Source organism: Stenotrophomonas sp., assembly GCF_032103445.1.
Lineage (GTDB): Bacteria > Pseudomonadota > Gammaproteobacteria > Xanthomonadales > Xanthomonadaceae > Stenotrophomonas.
On sequence record NZ_DAMDFR010000016.1, the window covers coordinates 56,439 to 80,853 of the forward strand.

26 protein-coding genes are annotated in these 24,415 nt (G+C 65.8%); 10 read left to right on the plus strand and 16 right to left on the minus strand.

Going from position 1 to position 24,415, the window contains the following annotated elements:
* The first annotated feature begins 23 nt into the window (after positions 1 to 23).
* The gene (locus tag RT551_RS08345) at positions 24 to 899 is read left to right on the plus strand and encodes a hypothetical protein (protein ID WP_313457394.1); all 876 of its coding nucleotides are present in this window, start codon (positions 24 to 26) and stop codon (positions 897 to 899) included.
* On the opposite strand, the gene RT551_RS08350 is transcribed toward RT551_RS08345, so the two are convergent.
* The 3 genes from RT551_RS08350 to RT551_RS08360 form a co-directional block, all read right to left on the minus strand.
* Positions 896 to 1,387, minus strand: coding sequence for a GNAT family N-acetyltransferase (locus RT551_RS08350; protein ID WP_313457397.1), 492 nt, complete (start codon positions 1,385 to 1,387; stop codon positions 896 to 898). The two genes, RT551_RS08345 and RT551_RS08350, sit on opposite strands and share 4 nt — an antisense overlap.
* Before the next feature lie 67 nt (positions 1,388 to 1,454).
* A complete protein-coding gene (locus RT551_RS08355; RefSeq protein ID WP_313457400.1) occupies positions 1,455 to 1,943 on the minus strand; it encodes a LuxR family transcriptional regulator in 489 nt (162 codons plus the stop codon).
* A gap of 104 nt (positions 1,944 to 2,047) precedes the next feature.
* Positions 2,048 to 2,917 (minus strand): NmrA/HSCARG family protein, encoded by an 870-nt coding sequence (locus tag RT551_RS08360; protein WP_313457402.1) that lies wholly within the window; start codon positions 2,915 to 2,917, stop codon positions 2,048 to 2,050.
* A gap of 100 nt (positions 2,918 to 3,017) precedes the next feature.
* Here RT551_RS08360 and RT551_RS08365 point away from each other — a divergent pair, with 100 nt between their 5' ends.
* From RT551_RS08365 to accC, 4 genes are all read left to right on the plus strand, one after another.
* Complete coding sequence (locus RT551_RS08365; RefSeq protein ID WP_313457404.1) at positions 3,018 to 3,914, plus strand: LysR substrate-binding domain-containing protein; 897 nt, start codon at positions 3,018 to 3,020, stop codon at positions 3,912 to 3,914.
* A gap of 322 nt (positions 3,915 to 4,236) precedes the next feature.
* Positions 4,237 to 4,674, plus strand: a complete 438-nt coding sequence (gene aroQ / locus RT551_RS08370; protein WP_313457407.1) for a type II 3-dehydroquinate dehydratase — start codon at positions 4,237 to 4,239, stop codon at positions 4,672 to 4,674.
* A gap of 44 nt (positions 4,675 to 4,718) precedes the next feature.
* Positions 4,719 to 5,195 (plus strand): acetyl-CoA carboxylase biotin carboxyl carrier protein, encoded by a 477-nt coding sequence (gene accB, locus RT551_RS08375; protein ID WP_125362305.1) that lies wholly within the window; start codon positions 4,719 to 4,721, stop codon positions 5,193 to 5,195.
* A gap of 10 nt (positions 5,196 to 5,205) precedes the next feature.
* A complete protein-coding gene (gene accC / locus RT551_RS08380; RefSeq protein WP_311192786.1) occupies positions 5,206 to 6,573 on the plus strand; it encodes an acetyl-CoA carboxylase biotin carboxylase subunit in 1,368 nt (455 codons plus the stop codon).
* A 46-nt stretch (positions 6,574 to 6,619) separates the two neighbouring features.
* Here accC and RT551_RS08385 read toward each other — a convergent pair whose 3' ends face one another.
* From RT551_RS08385 to RT551_RS08395, 3 genes are all read right to left on the minus strand, one after another.
* Positions 6,620 to 8,527 (minus strand): hypothetical protein, encoded by a 1,908-nt coding sequence (locus tag RT551_RS08385; protein WP_313457412.1) that lies wholly within the window; start codon positions 8,525 to 8,527, stop codon positions 6,620 to 6,622.
* Positions 8,528 to 8,608: 81 nt separating this feature from the next.
* Positions 8,609 to 9,007, minus strand: coding sequence for a hypothetical protein (locus tag RT551_RS08390; RefSeq protein WP_313457415.1), 399 nt, complete (start codon positions 9,005 to 9,007; stop codon positions 8,609 to 8,611).
* The gene (locus RT551_RS08395) at positions 9,004 to 9,966 is read right to left on the minus strand and encodes a hypothetical protein (protein WP_313457418.1); all 963 of its coding nucleotides are present in this window, start codon (positions 9,964 to 9,966) and stop codon (positions 9,004 to 9,006) included. Before RT551_RS08395 ends, RT551_RS08390 begins: the two co-directional genes overlap by 4 nt.
* A 174-nt stretch (positions 9,967 to 10,140) precedes the next feature.
* On the opposite strand from RT551_RS08395, the gene prmA reads away from it, so the two are divergent.
* The 3 genes from prmA (at position 10,141) to fis (ending at position 12,279) form a co-directional block, all read left to right on the plus strand.
* Positions 10,141 to 11,061, plus strand: coding sequence for a 50S ribosomal protein L11 methyltransferase (prmA, locus tag RT551_RS08400; protein ID WP_313457419.1), 921 nt, complete (start codon positions 10,141 to 10,143; stop codon positions 11,059 to 11,061).
* 29 nt (positions 11,062 to 11,090) lie between these two features.
* Positions 11,091 to 11,873, plus strand: a complete 783-nt coding sequence (locus RT551_RS08405) for a DUF3426 domain-containing protein (RefSeq protein WP_313457421.1) — start codon at positions 11,091 to 11,093, stop codon at positions 11,871 to 11,873.
* Positions 11,874 to 12,003: 130 nt separating this feature from the next.
* Positions 12,004 to 12,279, plus strand: coding sequence for a DNA-binding transcriptional regulator Fis (gene fis / locus RT551_RS08410; protein WP_311192793.1), 276 nt, complete (start codon positions 12,004 to 12,006; stop codon positions 12,277 to 12,279).
* 9 nt (positions 12,280 to 12,288) lie between these two features.
* Here fis and RT551_RS08415 read toward each other — a convergent pair whose 3' ends face one another.
* From RT551_RS08415 to RT551_RS08440, 6 genes are read right to left on the minus strand one after another with little or no spacing between them, the layout of a single operon-like run.
* Entirely contained in the window at positions 12,289 to 13,266 is a 978-nt protein-coding gene (locus RT551_RS08415; protein WP_313457452.1) for a phosphatidate cytidylyltransferase, read from the minus strand.
* Positions 13,266 to 13,898, minus strand: a complete 633-nt coding sequence (locus RT551_RS08420) for a lysophospholipid acyltransferase family protein (RefSeq protein ID WP_313457424.1) — start codon at positions 13,896 to 13,898, stop codon at positions 13,266 to 13,268. The genes RT551_RS08415 and RT551_RS08420 overlap by 1 nt, the downstream gene beginning before the upstream one ends.
* A gap of 39 nt (positions 13,899 to 13,937) precedes the next feature.
* Complete coding sequence (locus RT551_RS08425; protein ID WP_313457427.1) at positions 13,938 to 14,357, minus strand: hypothetical protein; 420 nt, start codon at positions 14,355 to 14,357, stop codon at positions 13,938 to 13,940.
* On the minus strand, positions 14,354 to 15,685 hold the full coding sequence (locus tag RT551_RS08430; RefSeq protein ID WP_313457430.1) for a phosphatase PAP2/dual specificity phosphatase family protein: 1,332 nt from the start codon (positions 15,683 to 15,685) through the stop codon (positions 14,354 to 14,356). The genes RT551_RS08425 and RT551_RS08430 overlap by 4 nt, the downstream gene beginning before the upstream one ends.
* On the minus strand, positions 15,678 to 17,435 hold the full coding sequence (locus RT551_RS08435; RefSeq protein WP_313457433.1) for a bifunctional alpha/beta hydrolase/class I SAM-dependent methyltransferase: 1,758 nt from the start codon (positions 17,433 to 17,435) through the stop codon (positions 15,678 to 15,680). Before RT551_RS08435 ends, RT551_RS08430 begins: the two co-directional genes overlap by 8 nt.
* Positions 17,436 to 17,473: 38 nt before the next feature.
* The gene (locus RT551_RS08440) at positions 17,474 to 18,082 is read right to left on the minus strand and encodes a CDP-alcohol phosphatidyltransferase family protein (RefSeq protein WP_313457455.1); all 609 of its coding nucleotides are present in this window, start codon (positions 18,080 to 18,082) and stop codon (positions 17,474 to 17,476) included.
* Between the two features lie 75 nt (positions 18,083 to 18,157).
* Between RT551_RS08440 and purH the strand changes: the two genes are divergently transcribed.
* Together purH and purD are read left to right on the plus strand one after the other, a co-directional pair.
* The gene (gene purH, locus RT551_RS08445) at positions 18,158 to 19,741 is read left to right on the plus strand and encodes a bifunctional phosphoribosylaminoimidazolecarboxamide formyltransferase/IMP cyclohydrolase (protein ID WP_313457436.1); all 1,584 of its coding nucleotides are present in this window, start codon (positions 18,158 to 18,160) and stop codon (positions 19,739 to 19,741) included.
* Between the two features lie 96 nt (positions 19,742 to 19,837).
* Positions 19,838 to 21,124 (plus strand): phosphoribosylamine--glycine ligase, encoded by a 1,287-nt coding sequence (gene purD / locus RT551_RS08450; RefSeq protein WP_313457439.1) that lies wholly within the window; start codon positions 19,838 to 19,840, stop codon positions 21,122 to 21,124.
* A 39-nt stretch (positions 21,125 to 21,163) separates the two neighbouring features.
* Here purD and RT551_RS08455 read toward each other — a convergent pair whose 3' ends face one another.
* The 4 genes from RT551_RS08455 to RT551_RS08470 all read right to left on the minus strand — a co-directional run bounded on the left by RT551_RS08455 (position 21,164) and on the right by RT551_RS08470 (position 23,894).
* Complete coding sequence (locus tag RT551_RS08455; protein WP_313457442.1) at positions 21,164 to 21,865, minus strand: Sir2 family NAD-dependent protein deacetylase; 702 nt, start codon at positions 21,863 to 21,865, stop codon at positions 21,164 to 21,166.
* 191 nt (positions 21,866 to 22,056) lie between these two features.
* On the minus strand, positions 22,057 to 22,932 hold the full coding sequence (rpoH, locus tag RT551_RS08460; RefSeq protein ID WP_125360172.1) for an RNA polymerase sigma factor RpoH: 876 nt from the start codon (positions 22,930 to 22,932) through the stop codon (positions 22,057 to 22,059).
* Positions 22,933 to 23,247: 315 nt separating this feature from the next.
* Positions 23,248 to 23,553, minus strand: a complete 306-nt coding sequence (locus tag RT551_RS08465) for a hypothetical protein (RefSeq protein ID WP_313457444.1) — start codon at positions 23,551 to 23,553, stop codon at positions 23,248 to 23,250.
* A complete protein-coding gene (locus RT551_RS08470; protein ID WP_313457447.1) occupies positions 23,550 to 23,894 on the minus strand; it encodes a hypothetical protein in 345 nt (114 codons plus the stop codon). The genes RT551_RS08465 and RT551_RS08470 overlap by 4 nt, the downstream gene beginning before the upstream one ends.
* Between the last annotated feature and the right edge of the window lie 521 nt (positions 23,895 to 24,415).

Genomic DNA, 24,415 nt, shown 5'->3' on the forward strand with positions numbered 1-24,415 from the left:
ATCGTCCCGCCTGAATCCGCCCGATGTCCATTCCGCCACGCAAAGTTGTCATCACAGGAGCACTAACCCGCGACACGGTCCAAGCGTTGGCGGACGTGCGTGGACTGCACTTGGAACTGAGCCACGCCTCCGGATGGAACGGTGAAGGGCTGGATCTGCTTCCCGCGCTGTCCGATGCTGTTGAACACCTGGACATTGACCATGCGCTCGCGCTCGATGTCTCCATGGTGAACACCCTGCCCCGGCTGCGGTCGTTGGCGCTGCACAGTGCCGTGAAAGGCACCGTGGCGCTGACGTCGTTGGAGGGGCTGGGGCTGTACACGAAGGCGGGACGCATCCGGTTCAGTGGCCAACCCCAGCGGCTCACGCGCCTGGCTGGGACACTCGACAGCGCCACATTGGAAGCCTGTGCCAGCGGTGGGCTATTGCAGACGCTGATTCTGGTGAAATCCAGGCTGGAGCAGTTGCCGGATGCTTCCCTGCTCTCGGATCTTCAGCAACTGCAGCTGTTCACTGCCTCCCGTTTGACCAGTATTGATCCGGCGCTGCAATCAAGGTCTCTTCAGTACCTGCGTGCGAACGGATGCCGCGAGCTGAGCGTCACGGCCCCTGTAGCCAGCCCCGCACTGAAGTATTTCGCCGTGAATGATTGCAGCGAGATCCGCTCACTCGACTTGTTGGGCATTACTCCCAGCTTGCAGGCGGTGTCATTGCTCGGCCGCACCTCAGTCGGCGATGGCAGGATCGCGCATGTGGTGCGCCAGGGCCACGTAAAAGACCTTCGATTGTTGCCGAAGCCCGGCTACGACATCACGGCCGATCAGCTTCCCTCCGACCCGGATCTCGCACTGCGGCTGGCCCAGGAAATGGAGTTCGCCGGCGTGCATGCTGTCGGCTAGGACTGGTATCGCATGGCCACATCGCAGCGCTGGTAGCGCGCGCCATAGGTCGCCTTGATCTCGGCATCGTGGACAAAGCCCGCCTTTTCGTACAAGTGGATGGCGGCCGCGCACTTGGCATTGCTGAGCAGGTAGAGCGGCGATGCCTGCAGTGCTACTGCACGCTCGATCATCGCCGCCAGCAGAAACTCGCCCACCTTCAGGCCACGTGCGCGTTCGAGCACGCCCATCTTGGTCAGCTCGTAGCCGCTGCCGGTAGACTTCTGCAGCGCGCACGTACCAACGATGCCCAGTCCCTCGGCCTCAACGAACAGAATCACCCCACCCTTGTCGATGATGCTGCGGCGGGGATGCTGGAGCACTTCGCGATCGGTGTCCTCCAACCGGAACATGGCGTTGATCCACTCCGCATTGATGTCATGGAAGTGATGGGCCAGCTCGTCGGTGAATGCGTGGAGAGTCAGGGAGGCGGCGGTGAGGCGGGTCATGGCGGCGCGTTTGCGGACGATGAGCGAGCGTCCTTCATACCACTACCGCGCGACGGTGGCGATGGTGTCAGGGCAGCCGCCTGTAAGAGAAGGTCTGCAGAATGGGCCGTCCCTCCTTGCTGAAGAAGGCCTTGGTTTCGGTCATGGTGGCCGCATCCCCGGCCACCGTGAACACCCGCGTGGACGTGGGCGTGCCGTGGTCCACCAGCTGCATCACCAGGGTATTGGGCGCAGGCAACCGCAGCGTGGTTTCGTTGGCGTAGTAGTCCCCGGTCACCGGCGAGGGGGTGCCATCCAACGGCGGCGTGGCATCAGCGGTCATCACCTTGCCATCCTGGAAGGTGATTTCCACATGCGAGTGCCATTTGCCGCCATCCAGAGGCTTGAACGCCACGGTCACCTGCCGGGGCCGTTCGGCCGGCGGCATTGGAAGCCCGGAGATATCCAGCGACCAGCGACCTTCCAGCGGCGAGCCAGCGGCGAGCCGGCAGGCGACGCCGTCTCGGCGGCAGCCGTCGTGACGGCGAACAGGGATACGACAAGCAACGGCACCCACTTCATGCGAACCTCCATCCGAGTGAAGAACAGCGCGACGGCCAGCAAGGCCGAAGCATGCGCCCGGGCAAGTACGAATGCATGCTGCGCCGCGTGACGCCAGGCTCAGCGCGCCGCCGTAGCTTCCTGCGCAAACCCCCGATACGACCGCAGCGGCCGCCCCAGCAACTGCATCAGCCGCTCCACATCTCCCGCGGCCGGCAGCATGCCGTCGCTGATGAAACGTTCCGCCATCTGCCGCATGTCATAGGCCATCCACGGCGGCATGAACTGGCGCAGGTTTTGCTCGAAGCCGACGGTATCGTCGCCGCCGTAAGCGATAGTGCGACCCAGCACGTCGCTCCAGATGCCGGCAACGTCAGCGCCGGTAAGCGCTTCCGGCCCGACCAGGTTCAGGCGGGTCACGGCGCTGTCCTCGGCTGCCTGATCGCGGGCGATCAGCTCCAGCGCGGCGATCTCGGCGATGTCGCGGGTGTCGATCATCGCCAGACCCCTGCTGCCGATCGGCATCGGGTACACGCCGTACCCCTGCACCACGTCCTTGATGGTCAGGTCGTTGTCCATGAAGTAGGCCGGGCGCAGGATCGTGGCGCTGAACCCCATCTGCTCGATCATGCGCTCCACCCCGTACTTGCCAGCGAAGTGCGGGACGTTGACGTAGCGGTCGCTGTAGATCACCGACAGGTACACCACCCGCTTCACCCCGGCCTCGCGGGCTACATTGAGGGTGATCAGCGCCTGGGTGAACTCGTCGGCCACCACCGCGTTGAGCAGGAACAGCGTGGATACGCCCTTGAACGCGGTGCGCAACGCGTCGACGTCCAGCTGATCGCCCTGGTGCAGTTCCACACCGTCGGGCAGGTTGGCGTTGGCCGGGGTGCGGACCAGCGCGCGAACCGTGGCACCGCGCTGAAGGAGGTGCTGGACGACCTGGCGGCCGATGGTGCCGGTGGCTCCGGTAACAAGAATGGTCATGAGGTGACTCCGTGGTTGGGTTGGGAAGCCTCATGGTTGTTGATCCGACATTGGACCGATAGCCCATATACTTGGACCACCTGTCTCACTGGCGGAACACATGGACCTGCTTGCCCTGGCCGACTTCACCCTGGTGGCCCGCCACGGCGGCTTCGGCCGCGCCGCGCGTGCGGCCGAGCGGCCCAAAGCCACCCTGTCGCGCCGGGTCGGCGAGCTGGAGGCCAGCCTCGGCGTACGCCTGTTCGAGCGTGGCTCACACACGCTGAAGCTCACCGAGGAAGGGCGCGCCCTGTATGCGCGCACCGAGTCCCTGCTGACCGAGTTGGATGAGGCCACCACTGCGGTCGCCAGCGGTGGCGACGTTCCGCGTGGGCGCCTGCGCGTGAGTGCGCCCATGCTGTTTTCGCAGATGGCACTGGGAAGGATCGCGGCGCAGTTCGTGCTGCGCCATCCGCAGGTGCAGCTGGAGATCACCACCGAGGATCGCGCGGTGGACATGGTCGAGGAAGGCTATGACCTGGTGATCCGGGTGAATCCGAAGGTGGATGAGCGGCTGGTCGGGCGGGTCCTACTTCGCGACCGGCTGGTGGTGGTGGCGCATCCGGAGCTCAAGTTCCCTGCGGGCAACGAGGCTGTACCAGCAGTCGTTCGGCCCGCCAACGACGGCACCGGGTGGGAGCTGGCCACACCCCGTGGCGAGCGCCGTGTTTCGATTACCCCGGTGCTGAAGCTGGCCTCGTTGATCATGATCCGCGATGCCGCGCGTGCCGGCGTCGGTGCCGCGCTGCTGCCCTACTCGCTGGTGGCCGCCGATCTGCAGACTGGAGGCCTGGTCGCATGGGGCGACGCCAAAGGCCCGCCGATCGAGATTTGGGCGCTGTACCCGTCGCGCCGCCTGCTCAGCGCGCGCGTATCGGCCTTCCTTGAAGAACTGAAGCAGGCTTTTCCGCTCGGCAGTCCCGAAGAACTTGCGAACTTCGCCCAACGTACTGGCTAGACCCGATCTGGCTAGCACGACCCGTGATTACCGAGCGACTACCTTCACTTTAGGTAATTTACCTAACGCCTAGGTAAAGAGACTGCGTGCAGACCGTTGGGGAGAACACGCGCGACTGTTTGAGGCAAAAATCGCGATCACCGGTGAACGCCCGCTAAGGACGACGCGCATGGCGCGTCTCTACGACGGAAGGCGATGACGCTGTTGGCCCAAGGCATGTGGCGATTTTTCAAACGGTCGCTTGAAACACGCGTAACTTCGCCGAACTGGACACCATCCACCGCATCCGCCAGACTTCGCCCTTTCCGATTCCGTGGTCCCCATGGCGAAACTGCTGGTCCTGCATGGCCCCAACCTCAACCTGCTCGGCACTCGCGAGCCGGGGGTGTATGGGCACACCACGCTGGCGCAGATCGACCAGCTCCTGCTGGCCCAGGCCCAGGCCGCCGGCCACGCGCTGGAGAGCCTGCAGTCCAACGCCGAACACATCCTGGTGGATCGCGTGCAGGCCGCCCGTGAAGACGGCACCGCCTTCATCCTGATCAACCCGGCCGCGTTCACCCACACCTCGGTCGCCCTGCGCGACGCGCTGGCGGCGGTGGACCTGCCTTTCATCGAAATCCACCTGTCCAACCCGCACAGCCGAGAACCCTTCCGCCAGCACAGCTATTTCAGCGACAAGGCGGTGGGCGTGATCTGTGGCTTCGGGGCTGACAGCTACCGCTATGCAATGGACGCCGCGCTGACGCGGCTTGCCTGAGCGTTCCCTCTTACCGACCCCCATACACGACCAACGAGGCCTCCATGGACCTGCGCAAAATCAAGAAGCTGATCGACCTGCTGGAAGAGTCGAACCTGGCTGAAATCGAAATCAAGGAAGGCGAAGAGTCGGTGCGCCTGTCGCGCGCTCCGGTCGCCGGTTACGCCCCGGCCCCCGTGCAGATGATCGCCCCGGCCCCGGTGGCCGCCGCGCCGGCCATGCCGATGCAGTCGCCGACCGAAGCGTCCACCGGCGGCACCGCCAAGCCGGGCCCGGCGCTGCCGGAAGGCCACGTGCTGCGCTCGCCGATGGTCGGCACCTTCTACGCGTCCGCTGCGCCGGACAAGCCGGCCTTCGTGTCGGTCGGCCAGCAGGTCAAGGCAGGCGAAACCCTCGCCATCATCGAAGCGATGAAGATGTTCAACCCGATCGAAGCCGACGTCGCCGGCACCATCGTCGCCATCCTGGGCGAAAACGGCCAGCCGGTCGAATTCGACCAGCCGCTGTTCGTGATCGGCTAAGGACGCGTCCATGCTCGACAAAGTCGTTATTGCCAACCGAGGGGAGATCGCGCTGCGCATTCTGCGCGCGTGTCACACCCTGGGCATCCGCACGGTGGCCGTGCATTCCACGGTCGACCGCAACCTCAAGCACGTGGCCATGGCCGATGAGTCGGTCTGCATTGGCCCGGCGCCGTCGCCGGAAAGCTACCTCAACATTCCGGCGCTGATCGCAGCCGCCGAAGTGACCGATGCGCAGGCCATCCACCCGGGCTACGGCTTCCTGTCGGAGAACGCCGACTTTGCCGAGCGCGTGGAAGAGTCCGGCTTCATCTTCATCGGCCCCAAGGCCGACACCATCCGCATGATGGGTGACAAGGTCGAAGCGATCCGCGCGATGAAGTCCGCCGGCGTGCCGTGCGTGCCCGGCTCGGGCGGCCCGCTGGGCGAAGACATCGTCGCCAACACCAAGATCGCCCGTGAGATCGGCTACCCGGTCATCATCAAGGCGGCGGGCGGTGGCGGTGGTCGCGGCATGCGCGTGGTGCACGCCGAAGCCTCGCTGAAGACCTCCATTGAAACCACCAAGAGCGAGGCCAAGGCCGCGTTCGGCAATGGTGAGGTGTACATGGAGAAGTTCCTGGAGAATCCGCGTCACGTGGAAATCCAGGTGCTGGCCGACGGCCAGGGCAATGCCATCCACCTCGGCGAGCGCGACTGCTCGATGCAGCGCCGTCACCAGAAGGTGGTGGAAGAAGCGCCGGCTCCGGGCATCAGCCAGGAACAGCGCGAAGCCATCGGCAAGGTCTGCGTGGAAGCCTGCATCCGCATCGGCTACCGCGGCGCAGGCACCTTCGAGTTCCTGTACGAAGACGGCCGCTTCTACTTCATCGAAATGAACACCCGTATCCAGGTGGAACATCCGGTGACGGAAATGGTGACCGGCATCGACCTGGTCGCCGAGCAGCTGAAGATCGCCGCCGGCCAGAAGCTCAGCATCAAGCAGAGCGACATCGTGCTGACCGGCCACGCAATCGAGTGCCGCATCAACGCTGAAGATGCTGAAACCTTCGTGCCCAGCCCGGGCACCATCACCGGCTTCCATCCGCCGGGCGGTCCGGGTGTGCGCGTGGATACGCACATCTACAGTGGTTACCGCGTGCCGTCGAACTACGACTCGATGATCGGCAAGCTGATCGTGCACGGTCCGGACCGCGAAACCGCCATCGCGCGCATGCGCGTGGCACTGAGCGAGATGGTGGTGGACGGCATCAAGACCAACGTCGCCCTGCAGCAGCGCATCATGCGCGACAAGGGCTTCCAGGCCGGTGGACAGAACATCCACTACCTGGAAAAGCGTCTGGCCGAACGCAAGACCAAGCCGATCGCACTGACCTGATCGGCTGTACTTCCAGCAGCGCCGGCCGTTGGCCGGCGCTGCTGTTTCAGCTCAACCGCAGGTTCACCGCCCCGCCAGGACCAAACGCCTGCCGGGCGCGACCGGCCTCTTCCAACCCCAGCACGCCGTTGTCGTTGCGGACCACCTTGTAGACACGTCCGCGCCGGATGATCACCTCCGATTCGTCACGCAGCGTCTGCAGTCCCACCGGATGCGCGCCATCGCGCATCTTCATTTCCATGATGACGGGCGTCTGGCCGGCGGGTACCTCGCGACCTTCGAGCTGGTGCAGACCGATGGCCCGTTCGCCGCTGGCCCGCACGAAGCCCGGGATGCGCACCGTCTGCCCGACCTCCAGGCGGTCGATTACATCCGTTGGCAGCATCGCACCGCGATACACACGCCCGGCATATCCCGGCACCCGCAGCAGCGCACGATCCAGTTCCGCCGCGTACGCGCCCAGTTCCTGACGCCGGTACGCCGGCAGCTCATCTCCGTGCACGTAGGCTTCGAGTGACGATTCTTCCTCGCCGTAGTAGCGCAGGACCGCCGCCCGCTCAGGCTGGCTCAGGTGAACGTCCGGTGCCGCACGAATGGCGTGTTCGTAGACATGCGACGCATCGGCACTGGCAAAGCTGCGGAACTGGATGTTGAACTCGCCTTGGGTCATCAGATCCGGGCCGGTCGTGGCCGGTGAGCGGACGATGTCCACCACCGCAGGACCGCGATGCGGCAGGTGCACGCTCAGACGTGTGCAGCCGCCCAGGCGGTGCAGCTTGACCGGGAAGTAACGCACGGTGACGTGCTGCCCGATCGGCTGCTCGAAGCGCAGATAATGGCGACGCCGGTTGCCGGTGATGCGGATGAACCAGCCGGGGCGCAGCTGGTCACGCACGATACCCCTCTGGCGCGCCGCGGCCTCGGTCAGGCCACGCGAATGATGGCCGCGCATCGCCTCGGTGAGCGACGGGGAGTACTGCACGTTGCGGCTGCAGTTGCCACCGGGCACGCGGCGACAACGCACCTGCGCCGTCAACCCCGGCTCATCGTTCTGTACCGGCCCCTCCTCCAGCGGTTCGTCCACGCGCAGGCGGTAACGCCCGTCGTGGCGGAGGAGGGATACGCCCTCCACTACCGCGCCATCGGCGGTGAAGGCGTGCAGGCGGAAGTACTCGCCATTGACCTGTACCGCGCGCCCCTCCCGGCCACTGACGGTGTCGCGGTAGGGGAACACGCCGTCGTGGTTGACCGTGCCGATCTCCACCCGCGTGGGATCCAGCGCCGGGCGCCGCGTGATCGCCTGCGCGGCACGGCCGAAGATCGGAATGGAGGTGCTACGTGGTTCCAACGGCGGCAGCTGCGCCAGTGGCGGCGGCTTCACCGCGGGTGGTTCCAGACGACCGGTCTTCAGCCCCACCAGCGAAAGCAGCAGGTTCTGCAATGCCGTGCGCGGCGGCTTGTGTTCCATCTCGTCAGCAGCGAAGTTCAATCCGCTTGCCACCGAGTCTTTCACGACGGTGGCTTCCGGCCCCAGCATCGTCGCCTCGAGGATCCCTATACCGATGTCGGCGGCCTGAAGGATGCCTTCCTCGGTCGGCGATTCCGGCGGATTGCAGCCGTCGCCCTCGATCCGGTAGTAGATCTGGCGGGCCAGCTCAAGCGGCTTGACCAGGAAGTCGGAGATATCGCGCAACACGACCGGGCCCGACAGCGGCGGGAATGTAACGCACGCGATGGCACCGGGTGCCGGTGTCGCCGCGTGCTGCGCCGACGGTGTCGGTGCAGTGCGCGCGCCGGCCGCATTGCTGATCACCAACAGCGCCAGCGCGAGTTTCCATGGCGTATCGACATCGAAGCCTTGCGGGCAGCTGCGTGCGGCGGCGCGCGGCCTGTTGTTCAACCGATTGACATGCTCACCCGCAATGCGGCGCGCCTCGGCGGCGTATATCTGCAAAACCATCTCCTGGATATGAACCGGTTCCGAGATTGAGAATCTTCGGAACCGTCACTGTCCAATCGATAGTCGCTTTCAGCCTCAGCGCGAGGCGTCGGCCGAGGTCACCGGAGCCTGTACGTCTGCGGCGGTCACCTGGGTGTCCATCACCGGAGCCACGCCCAGCGTGGAGGTCGGATCGACAATCACCATGGTTTCGGTGGAACCATCCGGCCACACCACCTGGAAGGTGCTGCCAGCGGGCAGCGAGGCGAACGGCATGCCGCTCTGCGCACGGTAAACCGCGGCCACCTGGCTGGCACCCGCGCGGCGCACGTCTTCCTGCGCCTTCACCGTGGTCAGTTTCACCTTGGACAGATGCCGGTAGCGGTCATCGTAGGTGTCGATCAGCACCAGGCCGACCGCACCTGCCGAGTAGGCCACGAACAGCGCCACCCAGAACCAGAATTTCGCACCATGCAGGAATCGACGGTAGTTCATCGCCCGTTTCTCCGCTTGATCAGCTCTTCGACCAACGCCTTCATTTTGCTCGCACCTTGCCGCGATACCGCAGCGTCATACACGAAACTGGAAAAATCCTGTCCACCGTCCTGCGAGCAGATCCCTCCGTTCGCACAGAAATTGTTCATCAGCACACTGTCCGGCCCGCAGGCCATGCCCAGCTCACAGGCGGCCAGTCGCCACGCCAGTTCGCTGAACTGGTCGCCGGCCACCAGACCCTGCAGCGCCGCGTCGCCGGCCGCACGCTGGCCCATTGCCGGCGACAGCGCCATGTAGGCTTCCGGGTCGCGCGAATCCAGCACACGTTCGACCAGGTCGCGCTTGTACTCAGACGTTGGCTGCAGCGGCTGGCCGTCAGCCATCAATGCGGCTTCCGCAGCGAGGTTGCCCGACTGCGCCGCCTGCAGCCGCTGGGTCAGGATGAGCTTGCGACCCAGCCCGTCGCTGGCCACGAACCCACCGCATCGACGGGCCACACGTTCGCGGGCCTGCACGATGGGCGCAGCGCTGTTCATGCCCATGCTGGCCAGCAGGGTGTTGTCGAGCTGGTAGCCGCCCGGATCCATCGCATACAGCGCGCAATAGTCGTAAACCCGGCTGACCATCCAGCGCGCCTCGGTGTTGCCCGCGGCGGCCTGCTGCTGCAGACGCTGGGCATAGGCGAACAGGTCGGTGTCGCCTTCCATGTCGGCGCGGATATCCAACGGCAGGCCGGACGGCACGCTGCCGGTGCGCTCAGTGGCAAGCAGCTGACGCGCCAGTTGCTGCGCCCGTAAGGGCGTCTCCAGCGTCACCTCGGCCGGAGCCCCACTGACCATGCCGGTCGCGTGATCGTTCGCCGGCAGCGCACGGCCGCCGGCGCGATAGCCCACCACCCCCAGCAAGGCCAGGGCCGGAACCACCAGCAGCCAGGTTTTGAGGGTGGGCACAAACGTCATGTTCGAGGGGCCAGGCCAGCGCACAGACAGCAGAACCCCCAGTTTATCAAGCTGTCGCCGCCCTGCCTGAACATGACGACGGCTGAATTCTCACCAAATGCTGAGATCGGCCGGGCAAGGCCCGCCGCAATCGTCTAGCATGCTCGCTTTCCCGCCGACTGCCGTTTTCAGCCCATGCCGTATCTGGAACTCACCCTGCACTGCACCGAAGCCACCCAGCCCCGCTATGAGAACGCGCTGGATGATGTGGGCGCGTTGGCGGTGACCCTGCTGGATGCGGACGCCGACACCAGCAACGAGCGCGCCATCCTTGAACCGGGCGTGGGTGAAACCCCGCTGTGGAACGACCTGGTCCTGACCGCGCTGTTCCCGGCCGACACCAACGCGCTGGCGCTGCTGGCCGCGCTGGAAGCGTTCGACCCGGGCCTGCAGTGGGAAAGCGCCAGCTTCCGCGGTGTGGAGGACGAAGACTGGGAGCGCGCGTGGCTGGACCAGTTCCAGCCGATGGCGTTCGGCTCGCGTACCTGGATCGTGCCCTGGAACCATGAACTGCCCGAGGCCGCGCAGCGCGATGACGCGGCGGTCGTACGGCTGGATCCGGGCCTGGCCTTCGGCTCGGGTACCCATCCGACCACCGCGCTGTGCCTGCGCTGGCTGGATGGGCTCGCCGCCGACGGCCTGCTGGACGGACGCACCGTGCTCGACTTCGGCTGCGGCTCGGGCATCCTGGCACTGGCCGCACTGAAGCTCGGCGCGGCGCAGGCGGTGGGCGTGGACAACGACCCGCAGGCGGTCATCGCCACCGGCGACAACGCCGAGCGCAATGGCGAGCAGGATCGCCTGCAGGTGTACCTGCCCGCAGACGAACCGCAGGCCACCTATCCGGTAGTGGTCGCCAACATCCTGGCCTCGGCGCTCGACGCACTGGCCGAGGTGCTGGCCGCACGCGTGGCACCGAACGGCCGCATCGCGCTGTCCGGCATTCTGCACGGCCAGGAAGACGAACTGCTGCAGCGCTACGCCGCGTGGTTCGATCAGCTGGAAGCCACCCGCGAAGACGACTGGATGCGCATCACCGGCGTCCGTCGTGCTTGAATAGCAGCACCTTCGCCCGGCCCTGACGCATGACCGAGCCTACGCCGCCGCCTCGCCGCCCACTGGCCACGTTCCTGCGTGCCACGCCGGGTACTGCCACCGATCCTGAAATGCCGGCAGCAAGCGAATCCGTCGACACCACGCCCGACGCGGATGCGCCGGGCATGGATGCGCAGACACCAGCGGCCGGGAGCGCGGACATCCCCGCTGCCGACACAGAAACATCCGCGGATGTCCCTGAGGTCGAGCCGGCCGTGGCGGAACCGGAGCCTGCAGCACCGCCTGCCTCCGAACCACCGGTCGCCGCCGCTCCGAGCTTCACCCGCGCTCCGCTGCCCGCCCCGCGCACCCCGCGCTGGCAATGGGGTGTGGTCAGCGGGCTGGTCGTTCTGCTGGTGCTGCAGATCATGGTCGCCGACCGCGCCAATCTGGCGGCGGATGCGGGCAGCCGGCCGTGGGTGGCCGGGCTGTGCAGCGTCCTGCGTTGCAGCCTGCCAGCCTGGCACGAACCGAGCGCTTTCAGCATGATCAGCCGCGACGTGCGGCCGGTGCCGACCCAGCCCGGCGCACTGCAGGTGCAGGCCAGCTTCCGCAACGATGCGCGCTGGGCCCAGGCCTGGCCGCAGCTGCGGCTGTCGCTGTCCGATGCCGACGGCCGGGTGATCGGCACCGGCGTGTTCGCGCCGCAGGACTACCTGGGGCCGAATGGCGACGCGCATTCCGTACTTGAACCGGGGCAGAGCGCACAGATCGCGTTCCGGGTCCGCGAACCCGCCGCCTCCACGGTCGCGTTCACCTTCGAGTTCCTGTAAGCGTTCACTGCAGCAACCCTTTATTGCACGTTCCGGCATGGCGGGGGGAGCCGGCACGCGCTAGACTGGTCGCCTTCGTCTTTCCGTCCGGGGCTGCGGTCCGCCCCGGCTTTCGCATCCGGGATTCTTCTTGAACGCAGTCTTTTCACGTCCTGACAGTAGTCGTGGCGCGGCCAAGCCACCGCTGCGCGAACACGTGGCCCAGTCGGTCCGGCGCTACCTGCGCGACCTGGATGGCTGCGACGCGGACGACGTGTACGAGATCGTGCTGCGCGAGATGGAAATTCCGCTGTTCGTGGAAGTGCTGAACCACTGCGAAGGCAACCAGAGCCGCGCCGCGGCCATGCTGGGCATCCACCGCGCCACGCTGCGCAAGAAGCTCAAGGAATACGGCATCGCCACCTGAGGTTGGGTCTCAACCCCAGAAATACCGCACCAGGTGGAAGAACACCGGTGCCGCAAAGCACACCGAATCCAGCCGATCGAGCATGCCGCCATGGCCCTCGATCATGTGGCCCCAATCCTTGATGCCGCGATCGCGCTTGATCGCCGACATCACCAGGCCGCCCCAGAACCCCATCAGGTTGATCGCCAGCGACATGCCGAACGCCTGCCACGGCGTGAACGGTGTCAGCCACCACAGCGCCGCACCCAGCGCGCTGGCCGACAGCACGCCGCCGATGAAGCCCTCGACCGTTTTCGACGGTGACAGTTTCGGTGCGATCAGGTGTCGCCCGAGCAGCTTGCCCCAGATGTACTGCAGCACATCCGAGGACTGCACCACGATCACCAGGAACGCGAACAGCAGCAGGTTGCGCGCCGGCTCCACCCCTTCCAGGCGCAGGTTCAGCAGCGCCGGCACATGCGAGATGCAGAACACGCAGATCATCAGGCCCCACTGCACCTTGGAGGTCCGCTCCAGGTAGTTCGTGGTATCGCCGCCAATGGTGGCCAGGATCGGCAGGAACAGGAACGCATAGACCGGAATGAGCAGCGTGTACATGCCATACCAGTCGGTCCACACCAGCCAGTACTGCCACGGCAGCACCACATAGAACGCGGCCAGCAGCGCGTAGTAATCGCCTGCGCGGGTTGGCGTGAGCGTGATGAACTCGCGCAGCGCGAACAGCGACACGATGGCGAACAGCACGATCACGCCGGTGCGCCCGAAGAAGAACGCCAGTGCCACCACTGCCGCCATCACCCACCACGCGCGGATGCGCGAGACCAGGTTGGCGATCACGCTGCTGGGCGCGTGGCGGCTACGCCAGCGCAGGGTTTCGGCAATGACCGTGGCCACTACCAGCACCCCCGCAATGCCGGCGAACAGCAGCCGGGTCTGCGCATGGGTGGAAAGCTGTGCGACCTGCGCGGCGATATCCTGCAGGGCCATCATGCGCTGCTCCGTGCCAGCTGAGGATCCAGTGCCAGCAAGGCTTCGCGGGCCCGGTCAAGGAACTGCTGCTTGTCCTCGCCTGCATTCAGGCGCAGCGGCTCGCCAAAGGTGGTGGTGCACAGCAGCGGCAACGGCAGCCAGCGCCCCTTCGGCATCACCCGCTTGAGATTGTCGATCCATACCGGCACGAACTCCAGCTCGGGCCGCTGCCGGGCCAGGTGGTAGATCCCGCTTTTGAAGGGCAGCACGCCCTCTTCCGGGTTTCGCGTGCCCTCCGGGAACAGGATCAGCGAATTGCCCTCATCCACCGCCTGGCACAGGCACGCAATCGGATCCTGCTGCCGCGACGTGCGTTCGCGCTCGATCAACACGCCGTTGAACACGGCGTGGATCAGATAGCGACGCAGACCATCGCGCTGCCAGTACTCCGCTGCGGCGACCGGACGCACGTGCCGGCGCAGCTGCACCGGCAGCGACGACCAGATCAACACGAAATCACCATGGCTGGCGTGATTGCCGTAGTACACGCGATGGTCGCTGGAGGGCGCACAGCCCTGCCACAACGCGCGCGCCCCGGTGAGCGTGCGGATCGCACCACTGCAGCCACGTGCCACCAGATCAGCCAGCATCCATGATCTCCCGCATATCGCCGTTCTCCATGCGCAGGCTCATCCGCGCAGCCAAATCGCGCAGAGCAGCAACAGCACCTGCACCATCAGCGCGATGCATTGTCCACGCAGCAAGGCGCGCATGCCCTGCCAACGGTCCGCCCAGCTGCGTGGCGTCACTGCCGCTGGGCGCAGCTCGAGCGCCGCCAGCGCCGCATCCAGGCGCGCCGGGTCGTCATCGTTGCCGCTGGCGGCAAAGCCCTTCAGCAGTGCGTGATCGAAGTTGACCCGAACCGCGTAGCCGGCCTGAACCGCACCGGCAAACAGCGAGAACAGGGCGAAAGCACTGGAAAGCGTGGTCAGCGGCCACAGGCACAACAGCAGCAGCGCGGTGCCAGCACACAGCCACGCCACCGCCGCCAGCCCTCGTCCTTGCCGCAGCACGGCCGCCATGGCGTGGATCTGCATCATCCCGCTCATGCGTTCACCTGCAACGGCCCGGGGGTTTCCGGCAAGCGAATCGCCTGTTCGATGGCGCGACGATGGCGCGGGGTCAGCACGATCCACGGGCAATCCTGGGCCAGCAGCGCCACCGCCTTGTCGGCACTGTCGGCGCGCCCGCTCAGGCACAACCAGGTGGCCAGCGCGGCCGCGCTGCGTGAATAACCCAGCGCGCAGCACACCAGCACGCTGCCGCGTCGATGACCATGGCCGATGGCCTCGGCGGCACGACGCAGCGCAGCGGGGGTGGGCGTGGCCAGATCCAGCATCGGCACGTGACGGTAATGGCGGACCCGACCGCGGAACGGCAGTTCAGCGCACACGTCCACCACGGTCACCGGCTGCAACGCTGCCCCCGCTTCCGGCAGGCGACCCAGCCAGACCCCGTCGACCACCTGCTGAGGCTGCGGCATGCGCCGCGTCCACCAGCGCGAGTTGCACCACGCCGCCAGCAGATACGGGGCCAGCAGCCAGCTGGCCGCCATGCTCAGACGGCCATCTTCCTGCTTCTGGAAGACCGCAGTGCCAAAGCCGGCATAGGCCAGCGCCACCAGCGCCAGCGACAGTGCGGGCCATCCCAGCCACAGCGCCCAACCGCCGAGATGCAGTGCCAACGCTGCGCACCCCGCACTGCCGAGGGCATACAGCAGCGCCAGCTTCCAGCGCACCGGGTCGCGCGCGGTCTGCCATGCGGCCAGCGGCGAGCGCGCTTCAATCGGCCACATCCACACGCACAGCCACCCCACCGCCACGCCGGTGGGCACGTCGATGAAATGGTGCTGCCAGGTGGTCAGCACCGAAAGACCGATCAGCCCGAACCACACATGCAGCGCCGCCCGCCACCACCCCTGCAGATGCTGCTGGTAGCGCACCCACAGCACCACCAGCAGCACGATGTGCAGCGAAGGTGCCTGGTTGAACGGCTTGTCGAAGCCCAGCAGCACGTCGAACAGCCAGCCGAACACACCGCCGGTTTCCGGCCGTTCCAGGCTGAAGCGCAGCGGCCACAGCAGGAAACACGTCACCGACAGCAGCTGCGCCGTGAGCAGCCGTCGCGCGTGCGCGTCCAGCTCGGCGCGGTAGGTGCAGATGAAGAACGAGGCCACGTAGAACAGGTCGATGGACCAGTACGGCACGATGGTCCAGGCCTGGAACGGGATCCGCGCTTCCCAATCGAACACGATCGATGGCACGAACGCCTGCAGCGAGGCCAGGTGATTGGCGAAGCCGTAGCTGAGGAAGAAGAACGGCCCCAGCACGGCCAGCCACAGCAGCGCGCGTCGCCACGGGCGCGCGCCCTCAGCCATGGGTCACCCGTCGCGCCAGTGACACGGTGAAGATGCCGAACGCATCGATGCGCTGCTCGACTTTTTCAAATCCGGCCAGCCGCACCAGCTCGTCCATTTCCTGCTGGGTACGCCGGCGCATCACCCACGCCGCGCCTTCGCGGTGGCTGGTGAGTGCGCGGGCGATGAACTCCAGCTGCGGGTGCCACGGTTGCCCGGTGTAGACCAGATAGCCGCCGTCGCGCATTGCCGCAGCGATGCCCTGCAGCGAGCGCGACACCGCATCGTTATCGGCGAACAGTTCGTAAAGGCCTGACACAATCGACAGCGTCGGGGCCACCGGCAGCGCGGCCAGCGATGGCGCATCGAAGGCATCGCCTTGTTCGAAGGTGGCGATGTCGTCCGCGTTGAACTGGCGGATCAGCGCCCTGCCCTGCTCCACGTTGAGTGGACTGAAGTCGCGCAGCTGGATAGAGTCCGCGCGTTGTTCGCCTTGGGCGAGGTCATCGAGCGCGTAGCGGCCGTGACCGGCGGCCACGTCCAGCACCCGCACCGGCAGACCTTCGGCGCGCAGGCGCTGGGCCCCCGACTGCAGCAGTTCGCGCACATGCGTGCGACGGATGCGGATGCCGCGCCAGCCGATGGCGTCCAGATAGTTGCGGTCGACCAGCCGTCCCATCGGACCGCGGCCGCGCGCCTCGTTGCGGTAGATGTAATCCAGCGTGCTGCCCGAATCGAAACCGGTCTGCAGCCCCAGCGCGATGCCTTCGGAGAGGTTGCCGCCGAAGCGCAGCCCCGCGCGGGTGAAGCGCCAGTACAGGTCCTGCAGGCTGTTGCGCTGTGGCGGCCACGCCAGTACCTCGGCCTCGTTGAAGGTCGGGCCCTGCCGATGCGCATCGCGCAGGCTCGGGCGTACCAGCGGTGCGGCGAAGCGTTCGCCGAGGAAGCGGCGGATGGCGGCGATGGCGGGTGCGCGATCGCGCTCGCCCAGCGTGTCGTGGAAGAAGCCGGGCAGCAGGTGACGTTCCTTCACCGGGCTGGACAGGCGCTCGTAGAAGCGATCCTGCGGTGCGCGGTGCACCACGAAGTCCGAGCCGGATACCAGCAACTGGGTCGGCACGGTGATCGCCTGCGCATCGCCGACCACGCGCTCGGCGGCCTCGTACAGGCCCAGCAGCACGCGCACCGAGATCGGCCGGGTGATCAGTGGATCAGTGCGGTAGCTCTCGACGCGGGCCGGGTCATGGGTCAGCCACTGCGGCTTGACGTAGCTGTTGACGAAGAAGTTGCCGCGCAGCTTCTGCATCAGCTTCAAGCCGGGCACCGCGAGCGGCACGTACAACTTCACCTTGAATGCCGGCGACGCCAGCACCAGCGCCCGCAGCGGCGGCGCATAGTCGTGTACCCAGGTGGCCGCCACCACGGCACCGACGCTCTGCGCGACGATGGCGATGTCCTGCACCGCGATGCCATGCTGCTCGCCGATCAGCGCGATGAAGCGGTCCAGGTCGCGCACCAGTGCATCAAAACCCGGCGCATCGCCGCGTACGCCGGGCGAACGGCCATTGCCGCGCGCATCCCAAGCGAACACCGCCGCGTCCGGCATGTCGAGCTCGTCCACCAGGTGCACGACCCGGCCAGAGTGCTCATGGCCCCGGTGCAGCAGGACGACGGCCTTGGCCGGGGTGCTTCCCGTGGTGGCCGGCCAGTACCGGTAAAACAGCTCCTGGCCATCAAAACTGTGAAACGTCAGCTGTTGCTCTACGCGCATGCATCACTCCGTTGTGCAGCCAGCGATGTGGGGGCCGGTCAGCCCGCTTCCGCCAATCCATTGCGTACCCGTCGCCAGGTGGTCAGCGCACACAGTGCGGCTGCCGCCCAGGCCACGTAGCCCACCCAGGTCCCGTCCAGCCAGCCCAGAGCAAGGGCACATCCTGTCACGCCGATCACAAAAGCACGATCACTTTTGCCCATCGGGCCGTCATAGCGCCGGCTGGCCCCGACCATCAGGCCCAGCACCCCGGCGTATTCGCACAGCGCCGCCGCCCAGGTCATGGCCCACAGGGCGGTGACCGAGACGCCGGGCACACTGAGCAGACTGAGGTACAGGGCCGCGTCGGCGATGACGTCGCACAGCTCGTTGAGATAGGCCCCGAGCCGGGACTGCTGGCCGAACTCCCGCGCCAGCATGCCGTCCACGGCGTTCAGGGCCATGCGCAGCAGCATCCAGCCGGGCAGCAGCAGATACAGCAGCGGGTGGGCTGGAGCCCAGACGTATACGGCCCAAGCCACTCCCAGCGAGACCAGCGCAGCGGCCACGGTGACGGCATTGGCGGTCACCCCGGCTTTGTACAAGGCCCCCACCGCCGGCCGCAGCAGGTTCTGAAAACGTCCTTTCAGTGCATAGATCGACACGATTCCCTTCCTGCGGTCGAAGGCAGATGCCGCACAGCCTACAATATGGGCCCGCTCCGCTTCGAACTGCCGCCCCCCATGAGTTCCGATCTGCTGCCCGTGCGCCGGGCCCTGCTGTCTGTTTCCGACAAAACCGGTCTGATCGACCTGGCCCGTGCCCTCGCCGCCCGCAACGTGGAGCTGCTGTCCACCGGCGGCACCGCCAAGGCGATCCGCGAGGCCGGCCTGCCGGTCAAGGACGTGGCCGATGTCACCGGCTTCCCGGAAATGATGGACGGCCGGGTCAAGACCCTGCACCCGGTGGTGCACGGCGGCCTGCTCGGTCGCGCCGGACAGGACGAAGCGGTGATGGCCGAGCATGGCATCGCCCCGATCGACCTGCTGGTGCTGAACCTGTACCCGTTCGAGTCGGTCACCGCCAAGGCCGACTGCACCCTGGCCGACGCCGTTGAGAACATCGACATCGGTGGCCCGGCCATGCTGCGTTCGGCGGCCAAGAACTTCGCCCGCGTCGCCGTCGCCACCGACCCGGCGCAGTACGCCGAGCTGCTGGCCGAGCTGGACGCCAATGACGGCCAGCTGTCTGCCGCCAAGCGCTTTGCGTTCTCGGTGGCCGCGTTCAACCGCGTGGCCCAGTACGACGCTGCGATCAGCAACTACCTGTCCTCGGTGACCGCCACCGACGCCGCCGTGCCGGTGCGCACCGAGTTCCCGGCGCAGATGAACTCCAACTTCCTCAAAGTGATGGACCTGCGCTACGGCGAGAACCCGCACCAGGCCGGCGCGTTCTACCGCGACCTGTACCCGGTGCCGGGCACGCTGGCCACGTTCCAGCAGCTGCAGGGCAAGGAACTGAGCTACAACAACCTGGCCGACGCAGATGCCGCGTGGGAATGCGTGCGTCAGTTCGACGCCCCGGCCTGCGTCATCGTCAAGCACGCCAATCCGTGCGGCGTGGCCGTGGGTGTGGCCAACGGCGATGCCTATGAGCTGGCCTACGCCACCGACCCGACCAGCGCCTTCGGCGGCATCATCGCCTTCAACAAGCCGCTCGACGCCGCCACCGCGCAGGTCATCCTGGACCGCCAGTTCGTGGAAGTGCTGATCGCCCCGGACTACGAGCCGGCCGCACTGGAATACGCACAGAAGAAGGCCAACGTGCGCGTGCTGCGCATTCCGCACGGCGACGGCCGCAACAACTACGACACCAAGCGCATCGGTTCGGGCCTGCTGGTGCAGAGCGCCGACAACCGCGGCATGAGCCGTGACGAGCTCAAGGTGGTGAGCAAGCTGGCCCCGACCGAAAAGCAGTTCACCGACCTGCTGTTTGCCTGGAACGTGGCCAAGTTCGTGAAGTCCAACGCCATTGTGTACGCCAAGGACAACCGCACCATCGGCGTCGGTGCCGGCCAGATGAGCCGCGTGTATTCCGCGCGCATTGCCGGGATCAAGGCCGGTGATGCAAATCTGGTGGTGGAAGGTTCGGTGATGGCGTCTGATGCGTTCTTCCCGTTCCGCGACGGTATCGATGCAGCGGCAGCGGCCGGCATCAAGGCGGTGATCCAGCCGGGTGGTTCGATGCGCGACGCTGAGGTGATTGCGGCGGCCGATGAGCATGGGATTGCGATGGTGTTCACCGGCGTGCGTCATTTCCGGCATTGATTGGCCATGCGAACTGTCAAGGATTCCTTGACAGTTCGACGCGGCACGCCTTGCAGATTCCGCATTTCTATTTGATCGCTATTCCAGGACCTCTCAATGAAAATCCTCGTCATCGGCTCCGGCGGCCGTGAACATGCCCTGGCCTGGAAGCTGGCCCAGTCCGCCCGCGTCAGCGAAGTGCTGGTCGCCCCCGGCAACGCCGGCACCGCGACTGAAGCCAAGTGCCGCAACGTGGCGGTCAAGGTCACCGATCTTGATGGCCTGCTGGAGCTGGTGCAGGAAGAAGGCGTCGAGCTGACCGTGGTGGGACCGGAAGTGCCCCTGGTCGCTGGCGTGGTGGACCGCTTCCGCGCTGCCGGCCACCGCATCTTCGGGCCGACCGCGAAAGCCGCGCAGTTGGAAGGCAGCAAAGCCTACGCCAAGGACTTCCTGGCCCGCCACAACATCCCGACCGCGTTCTACGCCGTGCACACCGACGTGGACGCCGCGCTGCAGTACGTGCGTGAGAAGGGCGCGCCGATCGTGATCAAGGCCGACGGCCTGGCCGCCGGCAAGGGCGTGATCGTGGCAATGACGCTGGACGAAGCCGAAGTTGCCGTGCGCGACATGCTGTCGGGTAATGCGTTCGGCGACGCCGGTGCGCGCGTGGTGATCGAGGAATTCCTGGACGGCGAAGAAGCCAGCTTCATCTCGATGGTGGATGGCAGGACCGCGCTGCCGATGGCGACCTCGCAGGACCACAAGCGCGTGGGCGACGGCGACACCGGCCCGAACACCGGCGGCATGGGCGCCTACTCGCCTGCCCCGGTGGTCACCGATGAAGTGCATACCCGCGTGATGCGCGAGGTGGTGAACCCCACCGTGCAGGGCATGATCGCCGACGGCATTCCGTTCACCGGCTTCCTGTACGCCGGCCTGATGATCGACGCCAGCGGCGCGCCGAAGGTGATCGAGTTCAACGTCCGCTTCGGTGACCCGGAAACCCAGCCGGTGATGCTGCGCTTGCAGTCGGACCTGGTGGATCTGGTGGAAGCCGCGATTGATGAGCGCCTGCATGAGACGCAGGCCCAGTGGGACCCGCGCCCGTCGCTGGGCGTGGTGATGGCGGCCTCGCCGTACCCAGAAACCCCGATCACCGGTGACGTGATCAGCGGCCTGGACCAGGTGCCGGCCAGCGCCAAGGTGTTCCATGCCGGCACCACGCTGGATGCGCAGGGCCAGGTGCTCAGCGCCGGCGGGCGCGTGCTGTGCGTGGCCGCGTTGGGTAACAGCGTGGGTGAGGCGCAGGCGAATGCCTACGCCGGTGTGGCCAAGGTCACGTGGGAACATGAGTTCCATCGTGGCGATATCGGTTGGCGTGCGATTGCGCGCGAGCGGGCGTAACGAGCAGAGGGGCCCGGCAGATGCCGGGCCTTTCGCGTTTCAGGGCGCGTTCCGCCAGCGCTCCACGATCGCAGGAACGTGCTGGGTAGCTGGACCCTGCAGGTAGCGGAACCCATAGGGAATCCGCTCCATGTCCAGCGACACCAGCAGCTTTTCGGCGCGCCCGCGTGCTGCGCTGACCAAAGAGGCTGCGGGCTGCACGGTCAATGAGGTTCCGACCACCAGCACCTTTGCGGCCGTGGCCACATGCCAGCGCGCCTCTTCCATGTGTTGTGTCTGCTCGCCGAACCATACGATGTCCGGTCGCAATTGCGTGCCGTCGTCTGCCAATTGGCCGAGTGCGATGGGCGCATCATCGATCTTGTAGCGCTGCGGCGTAGCCGAGGTGCTTCTTGCATAAGCCAGTTCGCCATGGACATGCAGCACCTGGGTGGATCCTGCGCGCTCGTGCAGCGCGTCCACGTTCTGGGTGACGACGACCACGTCGAAATCGCTCTCCAGTTCCGCAATGGCGCGATGCGCCTCATTTGGCTGTGCCTCCCAGGCACGCTGGCGGCGTTCGTTGTAGAACTCCAGTACGAGCTCCGGATTGCGGCTCCAGCCTTCTGGGCTGGCCAGGTCCTGCCAGGCGTGGTTCTTCCACAGGCCCTGCGCGTCGCGGAATGTCGGTAGGCCGCTCTCGGCGCTGAGGCCGGAACCGGACAGGACGACGATCTTGCGGGATTGGACCTCTGGTTTCATATGGCCTCCGTGGCAAGGCGTTACGGTAGCGCATCCGTGATGGGTGCAGCAGGAGCACCGTGCGGGCAGGAGTGCGGAGGGTTGTTGGGGTCATCCGCGAAGAGCAGCCGGCCAACGGCCGGCGCTACCGGAACTGGGCAACAAAAAACCCGGCGCTGCCGGGTTTTCTGTTTGATGCTTTTGCCTCAGGATCAGGCTGCGAACAACGCCTTCATCTTCTTCAGGGCGTTGGCTTCCACCTGACGGATGCGTTCGGCGGAGACACCGTACTCATCGGCCAGTTCCTGCAGGGTGACCTTGCTGTCGGCGTCCAGCCAGCGGCGACGGATGATGTCGCGCGAGCGGGCGTCGAGCTCGGCCAGGCCTTCGCGCAGCAGCTGCAGCTGGTTGTCTTCGCTGTCGGCGCGCTCGTAGGCCATCGACGGGTCTTCGTCGTTGGCAACCAGGAACGCGGCCGGCGACGGCGGGGCGTTGTCGTTGTCTTCGTCGGTCGGTGCGTCGAAACCGATATCGCGACCGGACAGGCGCGATTCCATTTCCAGCACTTCACGTTCGGAGACGTTGAGGTCCTTCGCCACGGCGCTGACTTCAGCCGCGTTCATCCAGCCCAGGCGGGTTTTGGACTTGCGCAGGTTGAAGAACAGCTTGCGCTGCGCCTTGGTGGTGGCGACCTTCACGATGCGCCAGTTCTTCAGGATGAACTCGTGCATTTCGGCACGGATCCAGTGCACCGCGAAGGAAACCAGGCGAACGCCCATGTCCGGGTCGAAGCGCTTCACCGCCTTCATCAGGCCGATGTTGCCTTCCTGGATGAGGTCGCCCAGAGCAAGGCCGTAGCCGTTATAGCCACGGGCCACGTGCACCACGAAGCGCAGGTGGGAATGGACCAGCTCGCGCGCGGCGTCCAGGTCCTGCTCGTCGCGGAAGCGGCGGGCCAGGTCCTGCTCGTCATCGACCGACAGCACCGGAATCTGGTGCACGGCACCGATGTAGGCGTCCAGCGAACCGAGCGCACTGGGAATCGGGAGATTGTTTGCCACAAGGGCAGTAGAGGTGTTCTGGCTCATGGTCGTCATTTTAGCAGTCCGGTATTTGGACTGCTGGGGGGTTAAAAAGTTCCAGTGTTCCGCAGGCGAAACGCTGGCTCAGATCACCCGTCTAACGTACAGGGAAATGGTGACAGTGGCGAGTGGGCAGCACTCTACCTGAAACGTATATTTTTCAACAACATAGAGCCAAACGCGTCATGGGTGCGTCGTTTTGGGCCGGATAATCCCAACCCGTTCAGCCTATTCAGGATGAAAACGTTGCCAGTGATTCAGGCGAGGGCGACGGGCGAGGACGATTTCAGGGGGGACGGGCATGGCCCGTCCCTACCCTGCTTACCGGCGGCCGAACTTCGGGCTGGCCCAGCCCTCGCGCCGCGCCCGGTCGACCTCGTCCTCTTCGCCGTGTGCCGGCTCGGTCAACGGCTTGGTCGTCTTGCTGGTCGCCATGGCCGCCTTGTTGACCGTGTTGCTCCACACGGTCAGGTCGACGACGTGCGGGTCGTTCTCGTAGGCGATCAGGCGGTCCACCAGCAAGCGCACCAGATCGGGGGCGTGGTACTTGCGGCGCTTGGCGATGCCTTTGAGGCGGCAGCGCATTTCGTCTTCCATCTTGAACTTGAACCACTTCGGCTGCTTCATCGGCGGTTCCTCAGATGGGGCGGGATGTGGCTGTAGGGCATCACTTCGGTGTAGCGCACGGTGCGGTCCAGAATTTTGGGAACGTGCAGGGCTACCGGGCCATGCGGGCCGATCACGCGGTAGAGCAGGAAGCCTTCGCCGTATTCCGTGCGGATGCGGGTGCCGGAGCCCATGCCGACTTCGCTGAGCCAATGGCCGCGTGACATGAGAAACGGTGTGGTGGGATCGTCGTAGATGTCCCAGGGGATGCCGTGGCCGGCAGTGGGGGCGACGTTGTCGTGTTGGGGATCGGGTTGCGCGGATGATTCAACTGCTGGGGTCTTCGCCCTTCGCGTCTGCATCGTATGTCCTCGACAGGTACGTGACACCTCGCCGGAACGGCGAGGAGAGGTCGGGAGGTTAGAAACCGCGCAAAACAGCAAAGACGGGGGGCGTATTTCCCGGGATGAGGGTGTTGTATTAGCCACCCTCCCGACCAAGGCACATCCGAACAATACTGTTTTGCTGGAGTTTCTAACCTCCGTCCGCGCACCATGCCCCTCTAGAAATCGCAAAGAAATAGGCAAAAACGACGTGTTTCGGCGAATATCGATGTCAATACAACTTGATGGCGCATCCGCCCCGATTTGGTGAGAACTGCGTTCCAGTATTGAGGAAATCAATCGACGCAGATGCCCGTTTCGCGCCTGCATGGTTCGGCGTCCGAACGTTGCGCGCGACGCCAGACGTGCCGGGTGCGTCAATCTGCGCGCGGTGCGGCGTTGTGCCATGCATCCGAAGCCCCGCCGGGCGCGCGCCCGGCGAACGGCGCAATTGTCCTGTGCACGTAGCAATTCGTAGGTACCACGCCATGCGTGGTACA

What these genes read in the sequence shown, in the direction of transcription:
- RT551_RS08345 (WP_313457394.1), top strand. Translation starts at nt 24, where the DNA reads ATGTCCATTCCGCCACGCAAAGTTGTCATCACAGGAGCACTAACCCGC.
- RT551_RS08350 (WP_313457397.1), bottom strand. Translation starts at nt 1,387, where the DNA reads ATGACCCGCCTCACCGCCGCCTCCCTGACTCTCCACGCATTCACCGAC.
- RT551_RS08360 (WP_313457402.1), bottom strand. Translation starts at nt 2,917, where the DNA reads ATGACCATTCTTGTTACCGGAGCCACCGGCACCATCGGCCGCCAGGTC.
- RT551_RS08365 (WP_313457404.1), top strand. Translation starts at nt 3,018, where the DNA reads ATGGACCTGCTTGCCCTGGCCGACTTCACCCTGGTGGCCCGCCACGGC.
- aroQ (WP_313457407.1), top strand. Translation starts at nt 4,237, where the DNA reads ATGGCGAAACTGCTGGTCCTGCATGGCCCCAACCTCAACCTGCTCGGC.
- accB (WP_125362305.1), top strand. Translation starts at nt 4,719, where the DNA reads ATGGACCTGCGCAAAATCAAGAAGCTGATCGACCTGCTGGAAGAGTCG.
- accC (WP_311192786.1), top strand. Translation starts at nt 5,206, where the DNA reads ATGCTCGACAAAGTCGTTATTGCCAACCGAGGGGAGATCGCGCTGCGC.
- RT551_RS08390 (WP_313457415.1), bottom strand. Translation starts at nt 9,007, where the DNA reads ATGAACTACCGTCGATTCCTGCATGGTGCGAAATTCTGGTTCTGGGTG.
- RT551_RS08395 (WP_313457418.1), bottom strand. Translation starts at nt 9,966, where the DNA reads ATGACGTTTGTGCCCACCCTCAAAACCTGGCTGCTGGTGGTTCCGGCC.
- prmA (WP_313457419.1), top strand. Translation starts at nt 10,141, where the DNA reads ATGCCGTATCTGGAACTCACCCTGCACTGCACCGAAGCCACCCAGCCC.
- RT551_RS08405 (WP_313457421.1), top strand. Translation starts at nt 11,091, where the DNA reads ATGACCGAGCCTACGCCGCCGCCTCGCCGCCCACTGGCCACGTTCCTG.
- RT551_RS08415 (WP_313457452.1), bottom strand. Translation starts at nt 13,266, where the DNA reads ATGGCCCTGCAGGATATCGCCGCGCAGGTCGCACAGCTTTCCACCCAT.
- RT551_RS08420 (WP_313457424.1), bottom strand. Translation starts at nt 13,898, where the DNA reads ATGCTGGCTGATCTGGTGGCACGTGGCTGCAGTGGTGCGATCCGCACG.
- RT551_RS08425 (WP_313457427.1), bottom strand. Translation starts at nt 14,357, where the DNA reads ATGAGCGGGATGATGCAGATCCACGCCATGGCGGCCGTGCTGCGGCAA.
- RT551_RS08430 (WP_313457430.1), bottom strand. Translation starts at nt 15,685, where the DNA reads ATGGCTGAGGGCGCGCGCCCGTGGCGACGCGCGCTGCTGTGGCTGGCC.
- RT551_RS08435 (WP_313457433.1), bottom strand. Translation starts at nt 17,435, where the DNA reads ATGCGCGTAGAGCAACAGCTGACGTTTCACAGTTTTGATGGCCAGGAG.
- purH (WP_313457436.1), top strand. Translation starts at nt 18,158, where the DNA reads ATGAGTTCCGATCTGCTGCCCGTGCGCCGGGCCCTGCTGTCTGTTTCC.
- purD (WP_313457439.1), top strand. Translation starts at nt 19,838, where the DNA reads ATGAAAATCCTCGTCATCGGCTCCGGCGGCCGTGAACATGCCCTGGCC.
- RT551_RS08455 (WP_313457442.1), bottom strand. Translation starts at nt 21,865, where the DNA reads ATGAAACCAGAGGTCCAATCCCGCAAGATCGTCGTCCTGTCCGGTTCC.
- rpoH (WP_125360172.1), bottom strand. Translation starts at nt 22,932, where the DNA reads ATGAGCCAGAACACCTCTACTGCCCTTGTGGCAAACAATCTCCCGATT.
- RT551_RS08465 (WP_313457444.1), bottom strand. Translation starts at nt 23,553, where the DNA reads ATGAAGCAGCCGAAGTGGTTCAAGTTCAAGATGGAAGACGAAATGCGC.
- RT551_RS08470 (WP_313457447.1), bottom strand. Translation starts at nt 23,894, where the DNA reads ATGCAGACGCGAAGGGCGAAGACCCCAGCAGTTGAATCATCCGCGCAA.